Here is a 20,374-nt window from a genome sequence, read left to right on the forward strand (position 1 = left end):
ACCGCTGCGGGAGCAACCGCTGCGGGAACGGTTCCGATGGAACGCAACGCCAAAGCCCTGCGGTCCGTTCCTGCAAACCCTTGCTCCTTTCTTATCTTCGCCCCATGAAATCTTTCCTATCCCTTGCGCTGCTCCTTCTTGCGGCCTGCGGCGACCGTGCCGGAACCGCCACGCCCGACACCACCGCCAACACCGGAACCGCCACGCAACCGAACAACGCTGCCACACCGCCCCAAACGCCAGCCCAACCGCTGGCGCAGCCGGCCACGCCCGACACCGCCAACACCGCCACCCCAGCCCACGACACGACCGCTACGCCGCCGCTGCCGAACAGCCAAACGTTTGCCGCAATGGTGGATGGCAAGCAATGGAGCGGAACCCAAGTGATTGCCTCGCGGGTGGATAGCGCGATTGCCGTCACGGCGATTGGACCGGATGGGACAAGCCTGATACTGAATCTTGGGACACGGACCTCCGCCGGCCAGCTCCAATTTGGCACGGCCGACTCCGGCCAGTTTGCTACGTGGATCAATCCCCAGGGGGCCAGCTTCAGCACCAAGCCTGCCGGGTCCGGCACGGTCCGCATCACGCAGCTTGGAGGCAAGCGGGTGGCCGGGGTGTTCAGTTTCAAAGCCACCGAGCAAGGGGGGAACGGAACGGTCCGGATTGAGAAAGGAACGTTTGATGTGATGTTCGGGAAGTAGCCACGGCGCGGGAAGCAACGCAGGGGCGATGCATGAAGATGAGAGCGAGATGAAACTGGAGATGAGCGTAAAGAATTACCGCACGCACACACCCATCGCCACCGGAAGCACCAGAGTGGTCCAAGCGGAGTACATCGCGCCCGCGGGATGAAGGTTATCGGCAGCCGTTAGCGCGGGGTCCGTTGCGGCCTTGCGCGACTCCGGAGTGATGTCAACAAAACGCGCCCCGGCGGCCTCGGCTTCCTCTTGGGCAATCCGGTTGAACAGGTCAATCTCTTCGGCAATGCGTGCGCGGTCCCGCCCCTGGGCAAAGGGCGTAACGCCCCAGTCGGGAATGGAAAGGACGATCACGCACGACGGCTTCCCGCCAGCAAACGCAATGGCACGATTCAGCAGCCCCACGAACTCCCCCCGGTACTCCTCGGCTGCGCGCCCGCGATATTGGTTGTTCACCCCAATCAACAGCGTCACCAAGTCAAACGGACCTTGCGGGTTTGCTTCGTCAATGGCCGCGTTCAGCTCGTCGGTGGTCCATCCGGTGCGGGCAATGATCTGTGGGTCGGCAATGGAAACGCCGCCGGCCCTCAGGCGTTCGGCAAGCTGCATGGGCCAGCGTTCGGCAGCGGCAACGCTTTCGCCAATCGTGTAAGAATCGCCCAGAGCAAGGAACCGGAGTTTGTTCACCGCCGCCGAACGGGCAGCTGCAAAAATCGTGTCGTTCATGGTTGTTGAAGATTTGTGGGCGGGGTCCCGTGCGGTGCCGCAACCAAGCACCAGCATCCACGCCAGCGCCAGCCACCGGAACAAGCCAGCCAAGTGCCAGAAATCACACCGCGCAGAATGCCAGATGTTGCCCGCCACGTTAAAGAAGATTGAAGGTTATTGAGGTCCGCCGCCGTTCCTTCCAAACGTCTGGCTCATCTCCCGCAATCGCTCGGCAATCTGCGGGGTTAGCGCGCCCGGTTCCATCCTCCAATTCCAGTTGCCATCGTGGCTGCCGGGGATGTTCATGCGTCCATCGGAGCCAAGCTCCAAAAGGTCCTGGGCCGGGACGATTGCGGTGTTGGCAATCGAGGAAAACGCAAGCCGGATCAGGTCCCAGCCAATATGCCCACCACGATGCCCCAAATAATGCTGCGCAAACCGTTTCGACTTCCGGTCCAGCGTCTCCCACCATCCGTGCGCGGTGTCGTTGTCGTGGGTGCCGGTGTAGGCCACGCAGTTTGGGGTGGCAAAATTGTGGGGAAGATAGGGGTTGCTGGAATCGCTGAAGGCGAACTGCATCACCTTCATCCCGGGAAGCTCGAAACGGTCGCGCAGGGCCTCCACCTCGGGGGTGATAAGCCCCAAATCTTCGGCAATGATTGGGGGATGCCCGAACGCTTTCCGCAAGGCGCGGAACAGGCCGGCCCCGGGTCCCGTCCGCCACCGCCCGTTGACGGCGGTCTGCTCCATTGCGGGGATTTCCCAATACGCCTGGAACCCCCGGAAGTGGTCAATCCGCACCACGTCGTACAGCGCGAACGCCGCACGCAGCCGTTCAATCCACCAAGCATAGCCCTCCTTTTTCATCACCTCCCAGCGGTAGAGCGGGTTCCCCCAACGTTGCCCTGTTTCGCTGAAGTAATCGGGGGGAACGCCAGCAATCACCGTGGGCGCGCCCGTTTCATCAAGGGTGAACAGATGTTGGTGGGACCACACGTCGGCGCTGTTGTGGTCAACAAAAATCGGGAGGTCGCCAACCAACCGCACCCCGCGCTCCTCCGCTCCGGCACGCAGCGCGTTGAACTGGCGGAAAAACAGATACTGCAAGAAGAGATGATAGCCCACCGACTGCCGAAGTTTCTTTGCTGCGGCGGCAAGGGGAGCGGGCTGGCGGCGGGCCAAGCCGGTTTCCCAGCGGTTCCAGGGTTGACCCTTGTGTTCCTGCAGCAGCGCGGCAAACAGGGTGTAATCGTCCAGCCAGAAGGTGTTTCGCTGGCGGAATTCCTCAACATCACTTCCGGGGCGGAACCGTTGGTAGGCCGCGTGAAACAGGCCGGAATAGTGCTTCTGCACCTCCTGAAAATTCACGCGCCCAACGGGTGGTTCGGGAAGCGTGGAAAGAAGTGATTTCGGGATGAACCCCTCGCTGGCCATCCACTCTGGGCTAATCAGCAACGGGTTGCCGGCAAATGCTGAGAGTGATTGATAGGGGGAGTTCGTGTAGCCCGGCGGAGTTAGCGGAAGCATCTGCCAGAACGACTGGCCCGCGTCGGCAAGGAAGTCAAGAAATCGCACTGCTTCGGGGCCAAGATCGCCAATGCCATACCGCCCCGGGAGCGAGGTTGGATGGAGTAAAATTCCACTGGAACGTTCTGTCAGGATTGCCACGCTAGTCTATTGCTCCGGTTCGTGCGGCTTGGATGAAATCGGTGTAGGCCGGGGTGTGCCCGGCTTGGCGCAGCATGGCGTTGATTTGCCCGCGATGGTAGGCGGCATGAACAATCAGGTGCGTCAGGATATCCCCCACGCTGCTGGTGAAAGAATCCCCCTTGCTGTTGACGTACGGCACCGGCTGGGCCAGCGTTTCGGCGGAAAGCGCGGCAAGGAATTCCCCCCACAACTCCTTCGACTTCTGAAGTTCGGCGCGGCATTGCTGGGGGGTGAACGCGGGCCAAACCGGCATCGGCATATCCCCCTGTTGGATTCGGGAAAGCCACAGCCGTTGGGCAGCAACGATATGGCCCATCAGGGCAATCGCACGGTCGGGGATTCCGGTTCCGTCGCCCAATGATTCGGCAGTGGCGTGGTTGGCCCACCATTCATACTGGAAGGTGCGGCGGATATGGTCGGTTAGGTCCATGTGGTTCTTATCTGTGTGGTCATTCTGTGGCCAAGCATCTGCGGCAACGTGCGGCAAAGATAGTTGGGGATTGATTGCGGAGCTTCCGGTGCTTCCCTCGTGGATGAGTTGGCGGCAAGCTACAAGGCGCGGCGTGGGGGAACGATCACGTTTGCCATCAGCAACCCGGTCACCAGCGCGATTGCCACCAGCGCCACGTTGAACGCCCCTTCGACCCCAGCCAGCACGTCGTCCTGGATAAACTTGGACATACTGCCGAAGCCGATGCTTCCCGGCACCAGAAGAATAAGGCCCGGCAACATCGGGACCGCGCTGGGGCGTTTCTTCAAGATCATAAAAAGGTTTGCGCCAACGCCCAGGGCAATCGCCCCCATGAACGCGCCAAGCTGCGGACCCAGCGCTGCGGTCCCCACCCGCGACCCAATAAAGCTGAGCAAGCACCCCATTGCTGCCCAGGGGATATCCGACGGGCGAGCTTTTAGCAAGACGGAAAACGTGAGTGGGGTGGTAAGCAACAGCAGCCAAAGGGTCCACACAGGAAGCGGGCTTGGCGTGCCGATGCCCCGCACCGCCGGAAACACCGCAGCGAACTGGCTCCCCAACGCCGCGCCGAAGGCAATCCCCAGCAGCACCAACACCGCGCCGGTAAGCCGCGCCGTGCCCGAGACAAGGTTGCCGGTGGCAAGCTCGGTCATTCCGGTGGTAAGCGTTAGGCCGGGGAGCAGGATAATCAGGCTGGCAAGGGTGGTGACGTAAATGGAGAATGGGGAGAAGAGATATGCGCACAACGCCGCCAGCATCGAGGCCACCACCGCCGCGATAATCTCAAACACCCGCCGTGTGTTCTCCGATTTCCCCAGCAGCATTGCCAGCGCGCCGATGCAGGTCCCAATCACCCCTGCGGCCACCAGCTCGCGCCAGCCTCCGCCAAAAAACCGCGTTGCCGTTGCCGACGAGACGCTGAAACAAAGGATGGAAAGCCAAGCGGGGTAGCGGGGCGGGGCGGCAACGATTGCCTCAATCGCGTCGGCCCCTTCTTCCGGTCCAATCCGCCCGTTGCTGACGTTTTCGGCAAGCTCATCCAACAGGCTCATCCGCTCCAGATTCACCTCGCTCATATCGGTGCGGATCAGGCTGGTGCGGTGTTCTTCCGGCGCGCCAAAGGAGGCAAAGATCCCGGTCGGGAGGGCGAAGAATTGGCCTTCCAAACCAAGCCGACGCATGGCCATGTTCATCATTAACTCCAGCCGGTGCGCCGGCGTGCCGTAGCGGTGGAGCGCGGTTGCAAGCCGGATGGAGAACTCGACGCGAGGATCGGGAGCGGTGTTGTGCATGGGAACGATGCTGTTCGGCCAGTAATCGCCCCACTCCGGGGGGCGTTACCCGCGCAATCGCAACAAGGTGATGAAACCAGCAATTACCCAGCCAAAAGCGCGGCGCGGAAATACTCCATTGTTCGCGCAAGCCCTTCTTGCCGGTCCACCTGCGGCTCCCAGCGGAGCAGTTGGCGGGCGCGGGTGATGTCGGGCTGGCGCACCTGCGGGTCATCTTTGGGGAGCGCGCGGAACTCAATTGGGCTGGATGATCCCGTCAGGTTTTTAATCTCCTGGGCAAGCTCCAACATCGTCAGCTCGTCGGGGTTGCCGATGTTCACGGGGTCGTTGATGTCGGAGCGGAGCAGGCGGTAGATGCCCTCCACCAAATCATCCACAAAGCAGACCGAGCGGGTTTGCGTGCCATCGCCGAACACCGTCAGTGGCTGGCCGGTGATTGCTTGTGAGAAGAATGCAGGGATTGCGCGCCCGTCGTCAACGCGCATCCGCGGGCCGTAGGTGTTGAAGATGCGGACGATGCGGGTGTCAACGCCGTGATACCGGTGGTAGGCCATGGTTAAGGCCTCGGCAAAACGTTTTGCTTCGTCGTACACCCCCCGCACACCAATGGGGTTCACGTTCCCCCAATACTCCTCCGGCTGCGGATGGATCAGCGGGTCGCCATAGACTTCGGAAGTTGATGCCAGCAGGAATCGCGCCCCTTTTGCTTTTGCCAACCCCAACGCTTTGTGCGTCCCCAAGGACCCCACTTTCAGCGTTTGGATGGGGAATTTTAGATAATCAATTGGCGAGGCTGGGCTGGCGAAGTGAAGGATATAATCCAACGCCCCTTCAACAACAATGTAGTTGGTGACATCGTGCTGAACGAACAGGAAATTTGGCTGGCCGAACAGATGGGCGATATTCTCGGCTTTGCCCGTAATCAGGTTGTCCATGCAGATCACCTGGTGCCCTTCGGCAACAAGCCGGTCGCACAGGTGGGACCCCAAAAAACCGGCTCCACCGGTGATAAGTGTACGTGGCATAAAGGTGCGGTAAGAAGTTGATTGCTAAATGAAGGGAACAAGGAGAAGTGCGAGGTCCACGCTACCCTTTTTTCGACCGCCTTCCAGGTTGCCAAAAATGGAGGTTCATGTCAACAGCATCGCCCCGGAACGTGATGCCTTCGGACTCCAACAGGTCGCGCATCAGCGTTGGGGTTGCGAAGTGCATTTTGCCGGTAAGCTCGCCGTTTCGGTTCACAACGCGGTGGCACGGGGTGTCCATGTCACCCGCCGCGCCATGCAGGGCGTAGCCCACCATTCGCGAGGAAGTTTTGGCTCCAAGATACTCGGCAATGGCTCCGTAGGTTGTCACTTTCCCGGCGGGGATGCGGCGAACAACCCGATAAACGCGGCGGTAGAAATCATCCTTGTTCATTTCCATTTCTCCCTTGCTTGGAAAATCGGAAAATTCGCTATGTTCGACACGCTTCTGGCCAGCAACCAGAAGCGAAATGACAAGGAGACACAACCGCACCAGAACCGGTGCGGATCATCAATTAATCGCTACAAGGAGCAGAACGTATGAAACGTGCCGGACTTCTTCTCACCGCTGCAGCCCTTATTCTTGGGGCATTCACCGCTACCGCTCAGCCGCTGAAAACCAACACCGCCCCGGATGGGCAGCTGGGAATTGGAATCAACACGTCGGGGGCAACGGTACAGTTCGCGATCTCGCCATCGCTGCAAGCTGGGGTGCTGGTAAACGTTGGGATGTCTTCGTCCACCGAAGAAATCTCCCAGGGATCAAGCACCGTCAAAATTGATAACAGCACCACTAATCTCGGAGCTGAGATCTATGGACGATTCCTGTTTGAAGGGTTGGTAAACCCGTTCGTACAGGTTGGGCTTGCGATCAACAATAGTTCCTCAACCTCAAAAAGCGGTAGCACCGAGACCTCGCAATCGAACAGCACCATGGATCTTAACGCCTACTTCGGGTTGGCGTACTACTGGACCAACCAGTTCGGAATCTTCGGCCAAGTTGGCTTAGTCTCGCTGGGGTTAAGCGACAAGACCACAACAGAAACCACCGTGAAAGTGGAAACAGAAAACCCAACAACCACCTCGTTCGGAATCGGCAGCGGGCGTGTTGGGATTGAGTTCTTCTTCAGCCGCTAATCGCCAGCGTGACCAACTGAAATGAATCGGATGCGGCCCGGCCTGCAACATGGTTGGGCCGTTTCCGTTGGGCCGCAGCCAGCCACGCAATGGCTGCCCAAACGGGAACGCGCCAATGCACCGGCGCAACTACAGAGACATTCATCATCTCCTACACACACACAGACAGACATGAACGCACTTCGCACACTTGCAACATCGGCCATCGCGCTTGCCGGAACATTGCTGTTCAGCGCAACCTCCCATGCCCAGGTCAGCTTGGGAGCGGGGATTTCCTACGGAGCAGAGATTGAGGCGGTTGGGCTTGAGGGACGTTTCTACTACGACCTCAACAAAAAACCGCAGATGCGCATCGCCGCCGATCTTGTGTACTATTTTGTTGACGACCCTTTGACGTTCTACACCATTGATGCCAACCTCCACTACGGCTTTGCTGATTTCAGCAGCGGCTTTGCGTACGGTATTGGGGGGTTGCAGATAGCAATCGCAGGTGTTGAAGGGTTCGATAGCGACAGCGATGTAGGATTGAATATTGGAGCCGGGGCGGAGTTCAAGGCCCCGTTTGGCGGGGTTCCAGTTGAGGTTAAGTATGTGATTGGCAACGCCGACCAGCTTATCCTGAGCGGCGGGCTGCGTTTCACCATGAACTAATCCACGCCGTTGGCCGATTACCGGAACGGGCCATATCAGCAACTGATTGGCCCGTTTCCGTTTCCACGTTTTTCATCGTTCCACAAAACCTATGCGTGCGCTTGCAGTTGACCACGGTGCAGTCCGGATTGGCCTTGCCATCAGCGATGAGTTGGGGATGCTTGCACGCCCACTTGTGGTGGTGAACAACAGCCCCAACGCCGCGCAGCAGATTGCCCAGATTGCCCGCGACGAATCGGTTGGCATCATCGTTGTGGGAATGCCGCACCACCTTGATGGCCGCGAAACCGACAGCACCCGCCGCGTTCAGGAGTTTGTTGCCCAGCTTACCCCCGCAGCCCACTGCCCCGTTGTTGAGTGGGACGAAGCCTACACCACCCGCGATGCCGGAACGCTGATGATTGCCAGCGGGGTCAAAAAAAAGAAACGGAGCCAGCGGGGCCAATCAGATTTGTGGGCGGCGGCAATTATCCTGCAACGCTGGCTGGACGCGCAACCGCGCTGAACGCCAACACCATGTCCGCCACGCCCCCGGGATGTGTTTCCCACCACCAGCGATTCGCTATCTTGCGCCCCGCACAACACGCAGGAGACCCGCAATGATCAAAGCCGTCGTTTTCGATCTTGACAACACGTTGGTGGATTTCATGGCAATGAAACGCCAAGCGGTGGATGCCGCAATCACCGCCATGATTGATGCCGGGCTGACGATGACCTTCGAGGAAGTGAAAGGGAGCGTTGACACCATCTACAAGGAGCAAGGGATCGAGTACCAATCGGTGTTCGACCACCTGCTGCGCCAGGTGCTGGGGAAGATTGACCACAAGGTTCTTTCCGCAGGGATTGTGGCCTACCGGCGCGCACGCGAGGCCGCACTGATCCCCTATCCTCACGTCTCGGCAACGCTGATGGAGTTGGTGAAGCATGGAATCCGGCTTGGCATTCTTTCCGATGCCCCCACGCGCGAGGCATGGCTGCGGCTATGCTACATGAACTTCCACCACATTTTTGACCACGTTGTCACCTTCGACGACACCGGGAAGCGGAAGCCGGACCCGGTTCCGTTCCAACTGATTTTGCAAAAGCTGCAGGTGCGCCCCGAGGAAGCGATCATGGTGGGCGACTGGGCCGAGCGTGACATGGTTGGGGCGGCGGCAATCGGAATGAAAACGGCGTTTGCCAAATATGGCGACACCTTCGGCAACCAAATCGTCAACGCCGATTACACCCTGCGCGACATCAAGGACCTGCTGACGATTGTGCTGCAACCACACGCCACCACCGAACCCGCCACCAACGGAGCACGCGAATGATCCAGGGAATAGGGATTGACCTTACCGACATCCACCGCATTGACGAGGCATTGGCCAAGTACGGCGAACGATTCGAGCGGAGGATTTTCACCGAGGAGGAGCGGGAATACTGCAACGGTTTCAAGGTTGGCGCGACCCAGCATTTTGCCGCGCGGTTTGCGGCGAAGGAGGCGTTCTCCAAGGCAATCGGAACCGGAATCACCCAGGGATTTAAGTGGCACGAGGTGGCCATACACAACCGCCCCGGGGGGAAGCCCGAGCTTCTGCTGACCGGCGCAATGGCCGAACGCTACGGCCACCTGCACGCCCACGTTTCCCTTACCCACACCGACACCACCGCCGGGGCAGTTGTGGTGTTGGAAGATTGACCGCACTGGCACTCGCTTTCTTGCTTCCGATATCTCACCCTTCTGCGTTTCCTCCTCTTCCCCAATCTCACCTTCCCCTCTCCCGTTTTTTTACTCACCATCGCTTTTTTCCTTTCCCCGTAGGATTCTATGGTTGGGGCGCAACATGGTTTGCTTCCCCCTTTGGTTGGCCGATACATTCGCCCCGTGTGCATACCTCGCCTAAGCCCGGCGGCTTACATTTTGAACGGAGCTGTGAACAGTAGGCCGCTGGGCTGGTCGAGCGCGGGAATGCCTCCGTGCCATTGCTCAGCCAATCAACCAAACCATGGAACACCGATGACTCGCCAACTCTACCTTCTGCTCTGCTGCCTGTGCCTACTGCCAATTTTTTCTGCTGCTGCGGCGGCGCAATCTATCCGATGGAACTCCGTTGCCCCGCCCGGCGTTGCCACAACGGAGTATTTAACCGATGACATTGTGATGACCCCAAACGGGCGGCTTCATGCCGTGGCGTATTTGCTGGACATCAACAAAAACTCAGTGCTGCTAACCAGCACCGACCGCGGGGTAACATGGAGCGTCCGGCCCATTGGGGCGAACCCAAGCGGGATGTGGCTGTACTCACTTGCCTTCACCAGCGACAATGTTGGCTACGCCAGCGGGTTCAGCGACGGATGCGGCGGGTGCCCCGTAATCATGAAAACCACCGACGGTGGCGATTCGTGGAACCCAACAACCTTCGGCGGAAGCGGAGCCATTAACAACGTCACCTTCTTGGATGCCCAAAAAGGCTTTGCCGCCGGCGGCGAAGGGCTGCTGAAAACAACGGATGCCGGAGCAACGTGGAAACCGATTGATGCCCCAGCACTTGCCGACGTAACTCCATCCGAAGTCACCTTCCCCACTGCCACTGTTGGCTACGTTTCGGCAATACCAGCAGGGGGCCAGGGGTGGCCGACGGTGCTGCTGAAATCAACCGACGGCGGCGCGACGTGGGCAAAAATCCAAGACAACGGGACCAACGTGAACGCGCTTGCATTCCGCCAACTCCATTTCTTCGGAGCCGACACCGGCGTTGCGGTTGGCCGCATCAACAGCAAGCCAATGACCTTCCGCACGGTGGATGGGGGGAAAACATGGACCAACCACTACACCCCCGATGTCACCATGTCATCGCCGTACAAAGCCCTTCATGCCGTCCATTTTCTTGATAAAAAAATCGGCATTGCCACGGGCGATTATGGTTTGATCCTCCGCACAACCGATGGCGGAATCACGTGGAAACGCGAAGCGAACTCCATTGATGGCAGCAACGATTTCAACGCCGCATTGGTCTTCTCCGAACAAGAAGCCACGGTGGGGGGCGCGCACGGAATGCTGCTAAACCGCCAGGCCACCTTCCTGCCAACGGTTGCCACCAGCGGCACCGGGTTGGATTTTGGGACAGTCACCAGCGGGTCGAAGGAGATGTCGCTGACAATCTCGGCAGCGAACGAAGCGGGGGTAACCATCAGCGCGCTGCAAATCCAAGATGGATCGGGTGGGCCGAAAGGCTTCACGCTTATTGCCCCAACAACTCCGCCCCCGTACAACCTTACCCCCACGACCCCACTGACCGTCACCGTTCGCTATACCCCGCAGAGTGGGGCAACCGGAAATATCACCAGCACCCTGTACGTGGCCACCAACGATGCTGCCCGCCCGCAGATCAATCTGCTGCTGCGCGCAAAAGGTTCCGCCGCGCAATCGGCGGCGGCAACGCTCAGTGCCACCGAGCTTGATTTTGGCGAGGTCGGTCCAAGCACCACTGCCAAGCGCACCGTCAGCATCACGGCCAGCGGCGGCGCGCCGTTGCAAGTGAAAGGGATAAGTGTCGAGAGCCTAACCGGGCAGGAAGGGTTCGCGGCATTGGCCGAGCGAACGCTGCCAACAAGCCTTGCGCCCGGGGAATCGTTGAAGATCACGGTGGCGTTCACGCCGGAGGATTTCCAGGCCCCGACGCAAGCCACGCTATCGGTGGAAACGAACGCCGGGGACACGCCGCACAACGTCTTCCTGCAAGGGCAGGGGACGTATCCGGTGGCATCGCTTAGCAGCGACGCTCTGGATTTTGGAACGGTGGATGAAGGGAACGCGCAGACGCGCCCATTAAGCATCGCAGCGGCCAACGGTGCTGAGGTGCGGATTGATTCCTTCTACGTTCAAGCCGATGGTGGCAAGGATGCGCCGGAGTTCGACGTTATCGAGCCAGCCAGTGGCTTCCCGATTCATATTCAAAAAGGTTCTCCGCTGAACGTCGTGGTGCGGTTCCGCCCCGGCACGCGGAACGGCGAGATCAAAGCGACATTGTTCGCAAAAACGAATCTTCCTTTGCAGTTCATCACGGTGAACCTTGCTGGGGTTGCCAAACTTTCCACATCATCAATTCAGGAGCTACCGATGGCCGCTGCCTCCATCTCCATCTCCACTTCCCCATCGCCGCTGCGGCGCACTGGGGCGGTTCAGCTTACCCTTCCCGAAGCCGGCAACGTTCGCGTGGTGATCTACGACCTGCTGGGGAAACCCGTTGCCGAGTTGTTCAATGGAGCAATGGGCGCAGGCGTAACCACGCTCCCGCTTGATGCCACAGGGCTTGCCAGCGGCCGATATTTCTGCATCGCCGAAGGGGATGGGATGCGGGGATTTACCGAGATTTATCTGGCACAGTAACAGCCGGCACCAACAGCCAAAGCAATTGGGGCAACAACCGTTTGGATTGTTGCCCCAATTATTTTTTTCTTGAAAAGGCTTGAGCCCGATTTCCCCCAATCCCCATTCACCACTCCCCCCCCTGCGGCAGATATTCGCCGCCGCGCAATCCGAATTGCTGGCGTATCTGCTCAATCACCTCCAAATCGGCAGTGAAGGGGTTGGCAGGGGGCTTCGGCTGGCGCAAGGCACGGCTGAAGGCGAACGGAGTCTCCTCCAATTTTAGGTTGTAGGCGGCCACCATCAGATGCTCCAGCGTGATGGTGTCCTGGGTGTTGTACGCCAGCAATGTTTGCAATGCCCGTTCATCCCCCAGGGTGTGGTACTGGTGCCACAGCAGCACCGCGAAATATCCATCAACTCCATCAAGGTCCCCGCGCTCCAGCCCGAACTGGCGTTCGCTTCCTTTCAGCCCCCCTTTAATTCCCAAGCTGTGGAGGACATACCGAAGGTCAATGTGAGCATGGGGGATTGTTCTCCCAAAATAGCGTTCGATAAAAGGCACATCGAATGACTTTCCGTTGTAGGTGACCAGCAGGTCGTAGTCATCAATCTCGTCGCGGAAATCGCGGAGGTTTTGGCCGTACACGTAGGTGCGAAGATCGTGGCCATCCCACAGCGCGATGCTGGTGATAATCGCTTCCCCCTCCCAGGCCATTCCTGTGGTTTCAATATCCAGATATGCCGTCCGTTCGCGGAACTCGGGGAACATCCGCCAGGCCTCGCCCGCTGGCAATCGCTTGGCGAACCAGTGGACCTCGCGGTTCTCCAACGCCTCTACCGAAGCATACACCTGCTCGACGATGCGGTTGGCCTGCGTTCCCCGAAATTCGGAACCTTGATACTCCAAGCAATCCTCCCACGAAAGAACTCCATCCTCCCACAACTGCTCTTCGGTTTTGCGGCCAATTTTTGGGATATGGCAAAATGTGTTGGTGAGCATAGTTCTACTGCTGTTGCTGAACGGCAGCAAACTAACATTTCATTCAGGATAACCGCAGCGCAAAAAAAATCAGAGGGGGTGGAAACCTTTTTCGGAAAACTGGGTTTGTTGGCCATGCGCTTTGCGCCAAACAGCAAGTATCAAGGGCGTGAAAAATTAACAAGCGAGCGTGGTGGAAAATCACACCAAATTCACGATAAAAAAATCTTCGTAGATCAAAAAAAAATCCTTGACATCGCAAAACGGATAAGCGTATTTTTGCACGCGAAATTATAACCGCCACATCTGGCGCATAAACCAATGATCAGCATACTCCCAACATATCGAACCATTTTCTTTGAATCGGCGCAGCAATGCGTTGATTTGGGAAATTTGGATAAAAACAGGATAGGTGGGCCTCCGCTGATCGAATAGATCGCTGCCGCTTTCAATGCCATATTGATAGCCCACCTTCAAAAAAAAGAGATGAAGGTGGGCTTGTTGTTTTTTGCCAAAACAGCAGCGAACGTTCTTCAAGAGCCTCTAAAAAAATGATCCATTATTGCCATGAAAAAAACATGGAAATAATGGCGGGGAATTGCTTTGCCAATATCGAATTCACACTCCATTTTTTGCTGTTAGATGCTGCGAAAAATAATTGCGAGAAACAACGGAAAAAGATAACTCCAAAAGACAGACGCGACCAATGATCTGAGCATTTCATTCACACACCACACAGACAGGAGAGGATGGGAAAGAGAGGGGAGGAGAGAGAAGCCCCAGCACCAGGGGCACGTTGCCACCGCGGGGCAATTGATGGAAATCCACCATCAATTGCCCCAGCGGGAAGCGTTACCAAACAGAAAAAACATAGGGGAGTGAAGGAAGCAGAGGAGGAACATGCGGAGGGAAGAAGGGTTCATCACATCATCATTCTTTCGGGAGGTTCACCATGCCAGGAAGTGGATACAACAACCGCAATGCTGCCCGCCCAAACCAGCAAGTAAAACAGCGAATTCCGTTCGGAGCAAAGAACAGGAATTGGCAAAAAGAACGAGCGAAGCAGCACCAACCACCACGTAATGAAGCAACGCAAGCGTTCGCGAACAAACCCGACGTTGCCAACCACAACCACAAAAAACCTGCGGAGCAAATGAACGCTGCGCCAGCATCGGAAGGGTAAAAAACACAAGCCCGCCATATCGGAGTGATATGGCGGGCTTGTCACGTTCAAGGTGCCCAGCAACGGGCGAAGTGTTTAGGCGACAGTGTGATAGACCGCCTGCACGTCGTCATCTTCCTCAAGTTTATCAATCAAGGTCATTACGGCTTCCTCTTGCTCCTCGGTAAGCTGCACCGTGGTGGTTGGTATCCGCTGGAACTCGGCACTGATCACGTTTGCCCCGCGTTCCTCCAACGCCTTGTTCATCGCCCCAAAATCGCTGAACTGCGTGTAGATGTAGATGGCATCCTCCTCGGATTGGATATCCTCGGCACCGTAATCAATCAGATCCAGCTCCAGCTCCTCCAGGTTCACCCCATCGGGCGAAATTTTAAACACCCCTTTCCGCTCGAACATAAAATCGAGCGATCCACTTGTTCCCAGCGACCCTCCGGCGCGGGTCAGGAAGGAGCGGACGTTGGCGACGGTACGGGTGGGATTATCGGTGGCGCACTCCACCACAATGGCAACGCCGTGGGGGCCGTAGCCTTCGTAGGTGATTTCCTGGAAATCGCTTGCGTCGCGGTTGGAGGCCCGCTTGATTGCCGATTCCACTTTATCCTTGGGCATATTTGCCCCTTTGGCGTTTTGGATGGCAACGCGAAGCCGTGCGTTGGTGTCGGGATCGGGTCCCCCTTGTTTCACCGAAATGGCGATCTCGCGGCCAATCCTGGTAAACATCTTCGACATCTTGTCCCAGCGCTTTTCCTTGCGTGCGCGGCGGAATTCAAATGCTCTGCCCATATGCTGTGTCTGTTGTGATTCGCTTGAATGAACGCTTGTTGCAATGGCTGCAAAGTTACCCTCTCACGCGCAATTCTTCCCCATTCGGCTGCGGGCCGTTCGGGAAGAAAATGTAAACGGCACAGATGCCCCGGCGGGCAGGCTGCCCGATTCCGCCAAGCCGCCATTATTGCTGTCGCGGAGAATTACCTTGCTGCGGCTTGCCCTTCACCAATCGCCGGACTAACTTTGCCGCATGATGATGACGATCCGAACCACACTGCTGCTGCTTCTTTCCACGGTCATGGTTGCTTCCGCGCAGGAGGCAATCACCTTTGAACAACTGGCCGAACGAATGGACCCATACTTTGCGCCGGAACTGGTGCAAGATGTCCGCGACGCGCTTCCGCAAGCCCCTTACGACGTTTGGGGCTACGACGTTGGGGATTTCACCGGGGATAGTGCCTACGATTTCGCCGTCTGCTTCCGGCTACGCGCCGACAACAAGCGGCGGATCCAGGTCTATTTCTTCATTGATGAAGAAGGGATCATGCAGCTGGTGAAGCAAAGCACCGTCGGATTTGTGGAGCTTCCGATCGAGGTGGGCGTCACCATTAGCAAGGGGACCGCCTCGATAGCCCGCAAGCAAAGCCCAACCGAATGGAGCATTGAAGGCTACCGCTACCGCGACGGGGTGATTATGCTGGTGGATGATTTCACCACCACTCAACGCGGCAACACCACCCATGAGGAATACCGCAACTACCAAACGCTGGAAGGGAACGACCGCTACCGGAACACCAACACCGGCGAAGCGATCTTCGAAACCGGATTTATGACCATCCCCAGCTACAGCCGCGGGCGCGATGTCAGCAGCGGATACCAGGCCAACTCCACCACGCAGATGTCGCGGTTTGTGCAAAGCGGTTCCTACTACTGGACCGGCGCCCAGGACCTTTCCTTCAACGTCCGCTCGGCCCACGATAACGACTTCCTCTACTTCAACATCTTCTGCCACGACGACCACGTTGTGGTGAATCCCCCAAAGGAGAACGACACCGCCGTTGACCGGTTGGAGATTTGGTTGGATATGTACACCCTGGGGGACCGCCTGCGGGTTGGGAAACGCTCGCGCGATTTCCGCACCAAAACCGACACGAACATCTATGCGTTCGAGGTTGGGCTTGGGGACTTGTTGGATAAGCCAGCAACCGTGCAGCCACGCACTAGCAACTACCTTGACCCCGAGCAGACCGCAGCCGCAAAAAGGATCAAGGCGGTGGCAGCAAAAGCCGATAGCGGATACACCGTCAAGATTCGCATTCCGTGGGCATTCTTGGGATTTGCCGAACGCCCCGCGGCTGATTCCCTGCTGACGGAGTTTGGCGCGACCGTGGTGATCCACGATATGGACAACATCTACCGCCCAGAAGAGATCACCGCAATGGCCAGCAGCGAGAAGTTCGAGGACGCAAAGCCAGCAACCTTCGGCGCGCTGGTGCTTGTCCCCGACAACCGCCACTACGGCGATGCCGAAAACATTTTTCTGGGAGAAGTGAAGGAGCGGCTGGAGGAGGTGGGGTTTTAGCCAGCAGCCAATCAATACTCATCAAGCAAGGGCAAGACAATGGATACTGAGCCACAACCATCAGCATCGGGTAGCTTAGCCGCTCAAGATAACGCCATGCTCCAAGCCATTGCCGACCGATTCGACATTGAGTGGGATGCCGAGGCCGCTGCCGAAGGTGGGGGTACGCGGGCGCAGTTCCGCGAAGCATTGGCCGAGCGGTTGCAGCATATCATTGACTATCAGTTCAGCCGCCTTGCATCGCTGTTTTACCGCATTGATTTGGATGAACGAATCGTGGATGAAATTTTCACCACGCTCCCCCAGCGCGAAATCCCCTACGCCCTTGCCGACAAGATCATCGAGCGGTTCGGCCACATCATGGAATCCCGCCGCCGCTACCGCGAAGCCCGCCAGAACGAAAGCGACGATTCCCCCGCCGAAGAAAAACCACCGATTGAGGGTTCGGAATAACCCTCCGTTTGGGAGGCCGCTCTCACATACTCCACCCGGTGGACTTCCTTATCGCTTTCTTTTAGACGGGTGACCACTCCTGGCCACACAACACAGCATTCCTTCCCACCATTCCCTTCTCGGCTGATATGAGAACGACCTCCGTACTTCTCACCATGATCGCCCTTTTACTGCCAACTGTTGTGGCGGCTCAAGCGATCGCCCCGGACGACTCCGTTCCCCCAATCCGCCCCAGCTATGGATTGGGCGATCAGGAGTTTATGATCTCGGCATACCATTACGGATTGCGCCCGCCCGGGGGAGAGTCTATCGAGGGGATGTGGGATTTTGCGCGGGCGATGGGGATCACCATCCCCTGGATCAGCATTGAACGATGGGAAGAATTTGCCCCGCTGGCCGACAGCCGCCGCCGCCAGCACGATCAACGATTCGTGATGCTGGGGGGCGCGCCATACCTTGATTTGTACCGGGCCGGATATGGCCGCCAAGTCGTCTTCTTTCCGTTCGATTCTGCCGAGGTTCCTGGCTGGCGCAGCGTCTTCACCAGCATTGCGCCCGCCAGCGACACCCTCTTCAACCGATTCTACCGCGACTCCGCCAGCAAAGCCCCGCGCGAGATGGTCTATCACCCTTCCGATACCGGCGTGATTGCCTCGGGCATTGCCTACGGCCTTACCCCCGACCAATCGTTCCGGTTTGACCCCACGCCCGGCGAATGGTCCCCGGACGATGAGCGGGTCCAGAACTCCGATGCCTTCACCACGTTTCGCCAGGAGGTTGCACGCACCAACAACCGCTACTTCGTTGCGCTGACGGCGCATCTGTTCAGCACCGCAGCCCGAAGCAAACTCAGCAGTTCCACCCCGATTGTTGCCGTCGAACTGTGGAACGAAATCCCCGAAGGAACCCAATACGTGGATGCCGCCAACCGCACGCAACGCTCCCAACGGGACACCACGCAGCTGTTCACCACCCTTTTCTTCGCCAAGGACTCGTTGCTGCCGCGCCGTGGGGAATCGTTCAATCACTACCGTGTGGTCTCGCTTCCGGTGGATCTGGCACGCTCCGCCGAAGGGATTGCCGGGCCGTTGGATAGCCGCAACGGCTCGCAGCGGTTCGACATCCGCCTGCGGTATCTGGGGGGGGAAAGCGTGGCAATCCGGAGCGTGGCAATTCGGGACTCCATCGGGGAGCTGATGCTTGGCGAACGCCCCGAGGCAATCGCCTACCGGCGGAGCCTAGTGCAGCTTGCGCGGCGCATCCTTCAGCAAAACCCACGGAAGCAAAGCGGGGAACTCCGCCCCGCGATCCTGCGGCTGCAAACCACCGACGAACCTTCACCAGCCGAATACGCAGGGGCAATTGCGCTGAACCGAATGCTCCAAAAAACATTCCGCCAGCCCCGCAGCCTTGCACGCTCGCGCCAGCGTTGTTTCCCAACCATGACCATTGACCTGCAGCACCCCGCGTTTGGAATGCGTGGCGGACAGGATGAGATTTTTGTGGAAACATACATCGCCGACCCGCACGACACTTCGGCGATGTTCAACGGCGCGTGGCGGTTCTCTTTTACCAACGTTCCGAAGCTGTTGGGCGTTCGCCATAACCTGATCCCTTCCATTCAAGAACACAACGGTGGACGCTTCAAGGTTCCGGAACTGACCCTTGACCAGCAGGGGCTGCGCGACTATGCCGACATCATCCAACGCTTCTACTTTGGCCAGTATAGCCCGGGCAAACTCCCGTGGTTGATGGATCGCGGAGCCGTGTTCAACCTGGGGCGCGGTGCCCAGCTTTCGCGGCAGACAGGAAGGCGGTTGATCCAATTGCCAAGCAGCTACTACTCCCTTTGGATCCGTGGGAAGAAACTCAACAACACGATGGTGACTGATACGATGGCCGGGCACGCGCCCGAACCTGCGGAGTTGCGAGCGTTGGTTCATATGGGATTGGCCTACGGAACCCGTGGCATCGTCTGGTGGTGGGTGGGTTCCAGTCCGATCATGCAATCGTGGGGCGACGACGACAACTGGACGCGGATGAGCGACCTTGGAGCCGTTGGCACAACCACTGCCGACACCGTGCAAAACCGCGTTGGGGAATATCCATTGCGCGAGTGGAACGGGACGGTGCGGCGTGTTCCGGCACTCTACTTGGGATGGGGGAACAACAGCCGCGAGCTGAAAGCAATCCACGCGCAGTTGCGGCAGCTTGCCCCAACGATGATGCGGCTTCGCTGGCGCCAGGGCTACAGCATCCACCACACCGCCGAACGCCCTGGGTTCGACAACGATGCGCTGCACCCGCGCCCGCTTCCCGCCGATGAAATCGTCACCGCCGTCACCGCTGCCGCCCCCCGCACCGGAAGCCCCGACGCGCCGCACGAAACCTACGTGGAGCTTGGGTTGTTCGACCCACTCATCAATCGCCGCGACGCTTGGCGCGACACCAATTTCATCTACGTGGTGAACCGGCGGACGTTCGAGGCGGCAGAGGATGCGGGAATCGCGCCGGAGCGGATTGCGGCCATGCGTGCTTTAACCGAGGACCGCATTATCACCCTGCAACTGAACGTCCGCCCCCGCAGCGGCGACGCGGCCGGGCGGAAGGTTCGGGTCCGCCAAATCGCCCCCGACATGACCCCCTCCCGTTCCGGAATCCCGCTTCCGCCCCCCTTGGATGTGGTGGTGGATCCAACCGGAACAATCCAAATCCAACTGCGCCCCGGCGCGGGAACCTTGCTGGAAGTGACGTGGGTGGAGGGAGCAAGGTGAGATTATGTTTTATGGAGTTCCCGGCTGGTTATCCGATTGCAATCGCTGGCTTTGATTCCGTGCCCAGAAGTAGAGTACAAACCGTTCGTTGGTGGTTAGCCGTGCGTTTGGGTGAGCCAACCCGTACAGCGTTGGTGGCATACGGTCGTAGCGAAGCACCGTGGAGATTTCATCCAGCTTTTTCCTTTTCTGCTGAAGGGTGTAGCTTCGCCAGCGGGAAAAATTGAGATGCTCGCGAGCTTCTTCAACTTGGTGCGATGCCAACCAAGAGATGGGGGCTATCTGTGTGAACCAGGGCCAATCGGTCGTGTGGCTGTGGCAATCCATGCAGGCGGCATGAAGGGCGTGGCGGACATCGGTGGCAATAGATAGCTCCCCTTCGGCAGCAAGCGCGGGGTCCACTGGTGGGTTCTGCAAGGTTGGGCCAAAAAACTGTAGCCCGATAAACACAACGGCAACGCCACCCAATATCCACCATCGTTTCCGCCCCGAGGGCTTCCCCTTTATTGGAGCCGTTGATGCCGCTGCCGCTGTCCCACCGGTTGCCGCCGGTTCGGCTTTTGTGAATGGCGTGTGTTCCATGAT

At 58.3% G+C, this 20,374-nt stretch carries 22 protein-coding genes; 12 read left to right on the forward strand and 10 right to left on the reverse strand.

From position 1 onward, the window contains the following. Positions 1 to 104 precede the first annotated feature (104 nt). A complete protein-coding gene (locus IPM61_05005; protein MBK8910670.1) occupies positions 105 to 704 on the forward strand; it encodes a hypothetical protein in 600 nt (199 codons plus the stop codon). A gap of 75 nt (positions 705 to 779) precedes the next feature. On the opposite strand, the gene IPM61_05010 is transcribed toward IPM61_05005, so the two are convergent. The 6 genes from IPM61_05010 to IPM61_05035 all read right to left on the reverse strand — a co-directional run bounded on the left by IPM61_05010 (position 780) and on the right by IPM61_05035 (position 6,308). Then, entirely contained in the window at positions 780 to 1,427 is a 648-nt protein-coding gene (locus IPM61_05010) for an SGNH/GDSL hydrolase family protein (GenBank protein ID MBK8910671.1), read from the reverse strand. A gap of 156 nt (positions 1,428 to 1,583) precedes the next feature. Then, positions 1,584 to 3,071 carry a 4-alpha-glucanotransferase gene (gene malQ / locus IPM61_05015; protein ID MBK8910672.1) on the reverse strand — a complete coding sequence of 496 codons (1,488 nt, stop codon included), beginning with the start codon at positions 3,069 to 3,071 and terminating at the stop codon, positions 1,584 to 1,586. Positions 3,072 to 3,078: 7 nt separating this feature from the next. Next, positions 3,079 to 3,549, reverse strand: coding sequence for a DinB family protein (locus IPM61_05020; GenBank protein ID MBK8910673.1), 471 nt, complete (start codon positions 3,547 to 3,549; stop codon positions 3,079 to 3,081). A gap of 119 nt (positions 3,550 to 3,668) precedes the next feature. Next, a complete protein-coding gene (locus tag IPM61_05025; GenBank protein ID MBK8910674.1) occupies positions 3,669 to 4,883 on the reverse strand; it encodes a threonine/serine exporter family protein in 1,215 nt (404 codons plus the stop codon). An 83-nt stretch (positions 4,884 to 4,966) separates the two neighbouring features. Further along, on the reverse strand, positions 4,967 to 5,908 hold the full coding sequence (locus IPM61_05030; protein ID MBK8910675.1) for an SDR family oxidoreductase: 942 nt from the start codon (positions 5,906 to 5,908) through the stop codon (positions 4,967 to 4,969). 61 nt (positions 5,909 to 5,969) lie between these two features. Beyond that, positions 5,970 to 6,308, reverse strand: a complete 339-nt coding sequence (locus IPM61_05035; protein MBK8910676.1) for an MGMT family protein — start codon at positions 6,306 to 6,308, stop codon at positions 5,970 to 5,972. A gap of 140 nt (positions 6,309 to 6,448) precedes the next feature. Here IPM61_05035 and IPM61_05040 point away from each other — a divergent pair, with 140 nt between their 5' ends. The 6 genes from IPM61_05040 to IPM61_05065 all read left to right on the forward strand — a co-directional run bounded on the left by IPM61_05040 (position 6,449) and on the right by IPM61_05065 (position 12,068). After that, complete coding sequence (locus IPM61_05040; protein ID MBK8910677.1) at positions 6,449 to 7,045, forward strand: outer membrane beta-barrel protein; 597 nt, start codon at positions 6,449 to 6,451, stop codon at positions 7,043 to 7,045. A gap of 171 nt (positions 7,046 to 7,216) precedes the next feature. After that, a complete protein-coding gene (locus tag IPM61_05045) occupies positions 7,217 to 7,696 on the forward strand; it encodes a hypothetical protein (protein ID MBK8910678.1) in 480 nt (159 codons plus the stop codon). 91 nt (positions 7,697 to 7,787) lie between these two features. Then, a complete protein-coding gene (ruvX, locus tag IPM61_05050) occupies positions 7,788 to 8,201 on the forward strand; it encodes a Holliday junction resolvase RuvX (GenBank protein ID MBK8910679.1) in 414 nt (137 codons plus the stop codon). Positions 8,202 to 8,295: 94 nt separating this feature from the next. Further along, positions 8,296 to 9,009 carry an HAD-IA family hydrolase gene (locus IPM61_05055; GenBank protein MBK8910680.1) on the forward strand — a complete coding sequence of 238 codons (714 nt, stop codon included), beginning with the start codon at positions 8,296 to 8,298 and terminating at the stop codon, positions 9,007 to 9,009. Beyond that, positions 9,006 to 9,377 carry a holo-ACP synthase gene (gene acpS / locus IPM61_05060; protein MBK8910681.1) on the forward strand — a complete coding sequence of 124 codons (372 nt, stop codon included), beginning with the start codon at positions 9,006 to 9,008 and terminating at the stop codon, positions 9,375 to 9,377. The genes IPM61_05055 and acpS overlap by 4 nt, the downstream gene beginning before the upstream one ends. A 318-nt stretch (positions 9,378 to 9,695) precedes the next feature. Further along, positions 9,696 to 12,068 (forward strand): choice-of-anchor D domain-containing protein, encoded by a 2,373-nt coding sequence (locus IPM61_05065; protein MBK8910682.1) that lies wholly within the window; start codon positions 9,696 to 9,698, stop codon positions 12,066 to 12,068. 106 nt (positions 12,069 to 12,174) lie between these two features. Here IPM61_05065 and IPM61_05070 read toward each other — a convergent pair whose 3' ends face one another. Then, positions 12,175 to 13,050, reverse strand: a complete 876-nt coding sequence (locus IPM61_05070) for a ribonuclease H-like domain-containing protein (protein MBK8910683.1) — start codon at positions 13,048 to 13,050, stop codon at positions 12,175 to 12,177. Here IPM61_05070 and IPM61_05075 point away from each other — a divergent pair. Then, a complete protein-coding gene (locus tag IPM61_05075; GenBank protein MBK8910684.1) occupies positions 13,027 to 13,326 on the forward strand; it encodes a hypothetical protein in 300 nt (99 codons plus the stop codon). The genes IPM61_05070 and IPM61_05075 overlap by 24 nt on opposite strands. Here IPM61_05075 and IPM61_05080 read toward each other — a convergent pair. Then, positions 13,321 to 13,566, reverse strand: coding sequence for a hypothetical protein (locus IPM61_05080; GenBank protein MBK8910685.1), 246 nt, complete (start codon positions 13,564 to 13,566; stop codon positions 13,321 to 13,323). The genes IPM61_05075 and IPM61_05080 overlap by 6 nt on opposite strands. A gap of 415 nt (positions 13,567 to 13,981) precedes the next feature. Between IPM61_05080 and IPM61_05085 the strand changes: the two genes are divergently transcribed. Next, positions 13,982 to 14,212 (forward strand): hypothetical protein, encoded by a 231-nt coding sequence (locus IPM61_05085; GenBank protein ID MBK8910686.1) that lies wholly within the window; start codon positions 13,982 to 13,984, stop codon positions 14,210 to 14,212. Between the two features lie 75 nt (positions 14,213 to 14,287). On the opposite strand, the gene IPM61_05090 is transcribed toward IPM61_05085, so the two are convergent. Next, complete coding sequence (locus IPM61_05090; GenBank protein ID MBK8910687.1) at positions 14,288 to 14,995, reverse strand: YebC/PmpR family DNA-binding transcriptional regulator; 708 nt, start codon at positions 14,993 to 14,995, stop codon at positions 14,288 to 14,290. A 238-nt stretch (positions 14,996 to 15,233) separates the two neighbouring features. Between IPM61_05090 and IPM61_05095 the strand changes: the two genes are divergently transcribed. The 3 genes from IPM61_05095 (at position 15,234) to IPM61_05105 (ending at position 19,789) form a co-directional block, all read left to right on the forward strand. Next, complete coding sequence (locus IPM61_05095; protein ID MBK8910688.1) at positions 15,234 to 16,562, forward strand: hypothetical protein; 1,329 nt, start codon at positions 15,234 to 15,236, stop codon at positions 16,560 to 16,562. A 96-nt stretch (positions 16,563 to 16,658) separates the two neighbouring features. Continuing rightward, positions 16,659 to 17,015 carry a hypothetical protein gene (locus tag IPM61_05100; GenBank protein MBK8910689.1) on the forward strand — a complete coding sequence of 119 codons (357 nt, stop codon included), beginning with the start codon at positions 16,659 to 16,661 and terminating at the stop codon, positions 17,013 to 17,015. A 155-nt stretch (positions 17,016 to 17,170) separates the two neighbouring features. Further along, a complete protein-coding gene (locus tag IPM61_05105) occupies positions 17,171 to 19,789 on the forward strand; it encodes a hypothetical protein (protein ID MBK8910690.1) in 2,619 nt (872 codons plus the stop codon). Positions 19,790 to 19,798: 9 nt separating this feature from the next. Here the strand turns inward: IPM61_05105 and IPM61_05110 are convergent, their stop codons facing one another. Continuing rightward, complete coding sequence (locus tag IPM61_05110) at positions 19,799 to 20,371, reverse strand: heme-binding domain-containing protein (protein ID MBK8910691.1); 573 nt, start codon at positions 20,369 to 20,371, stop codon at positions 19,799 to 19,801. Positions 20,372 to 20,374: the final 3 nt, after the last annotated feature.

Source organism: Chlorobiota bacterium, assembly GCA_016710285.1.
Lineage (GTDB): Bacteria > Bacteroidota > Ignavibacteria > OLB7 > OLB7 > OLB7.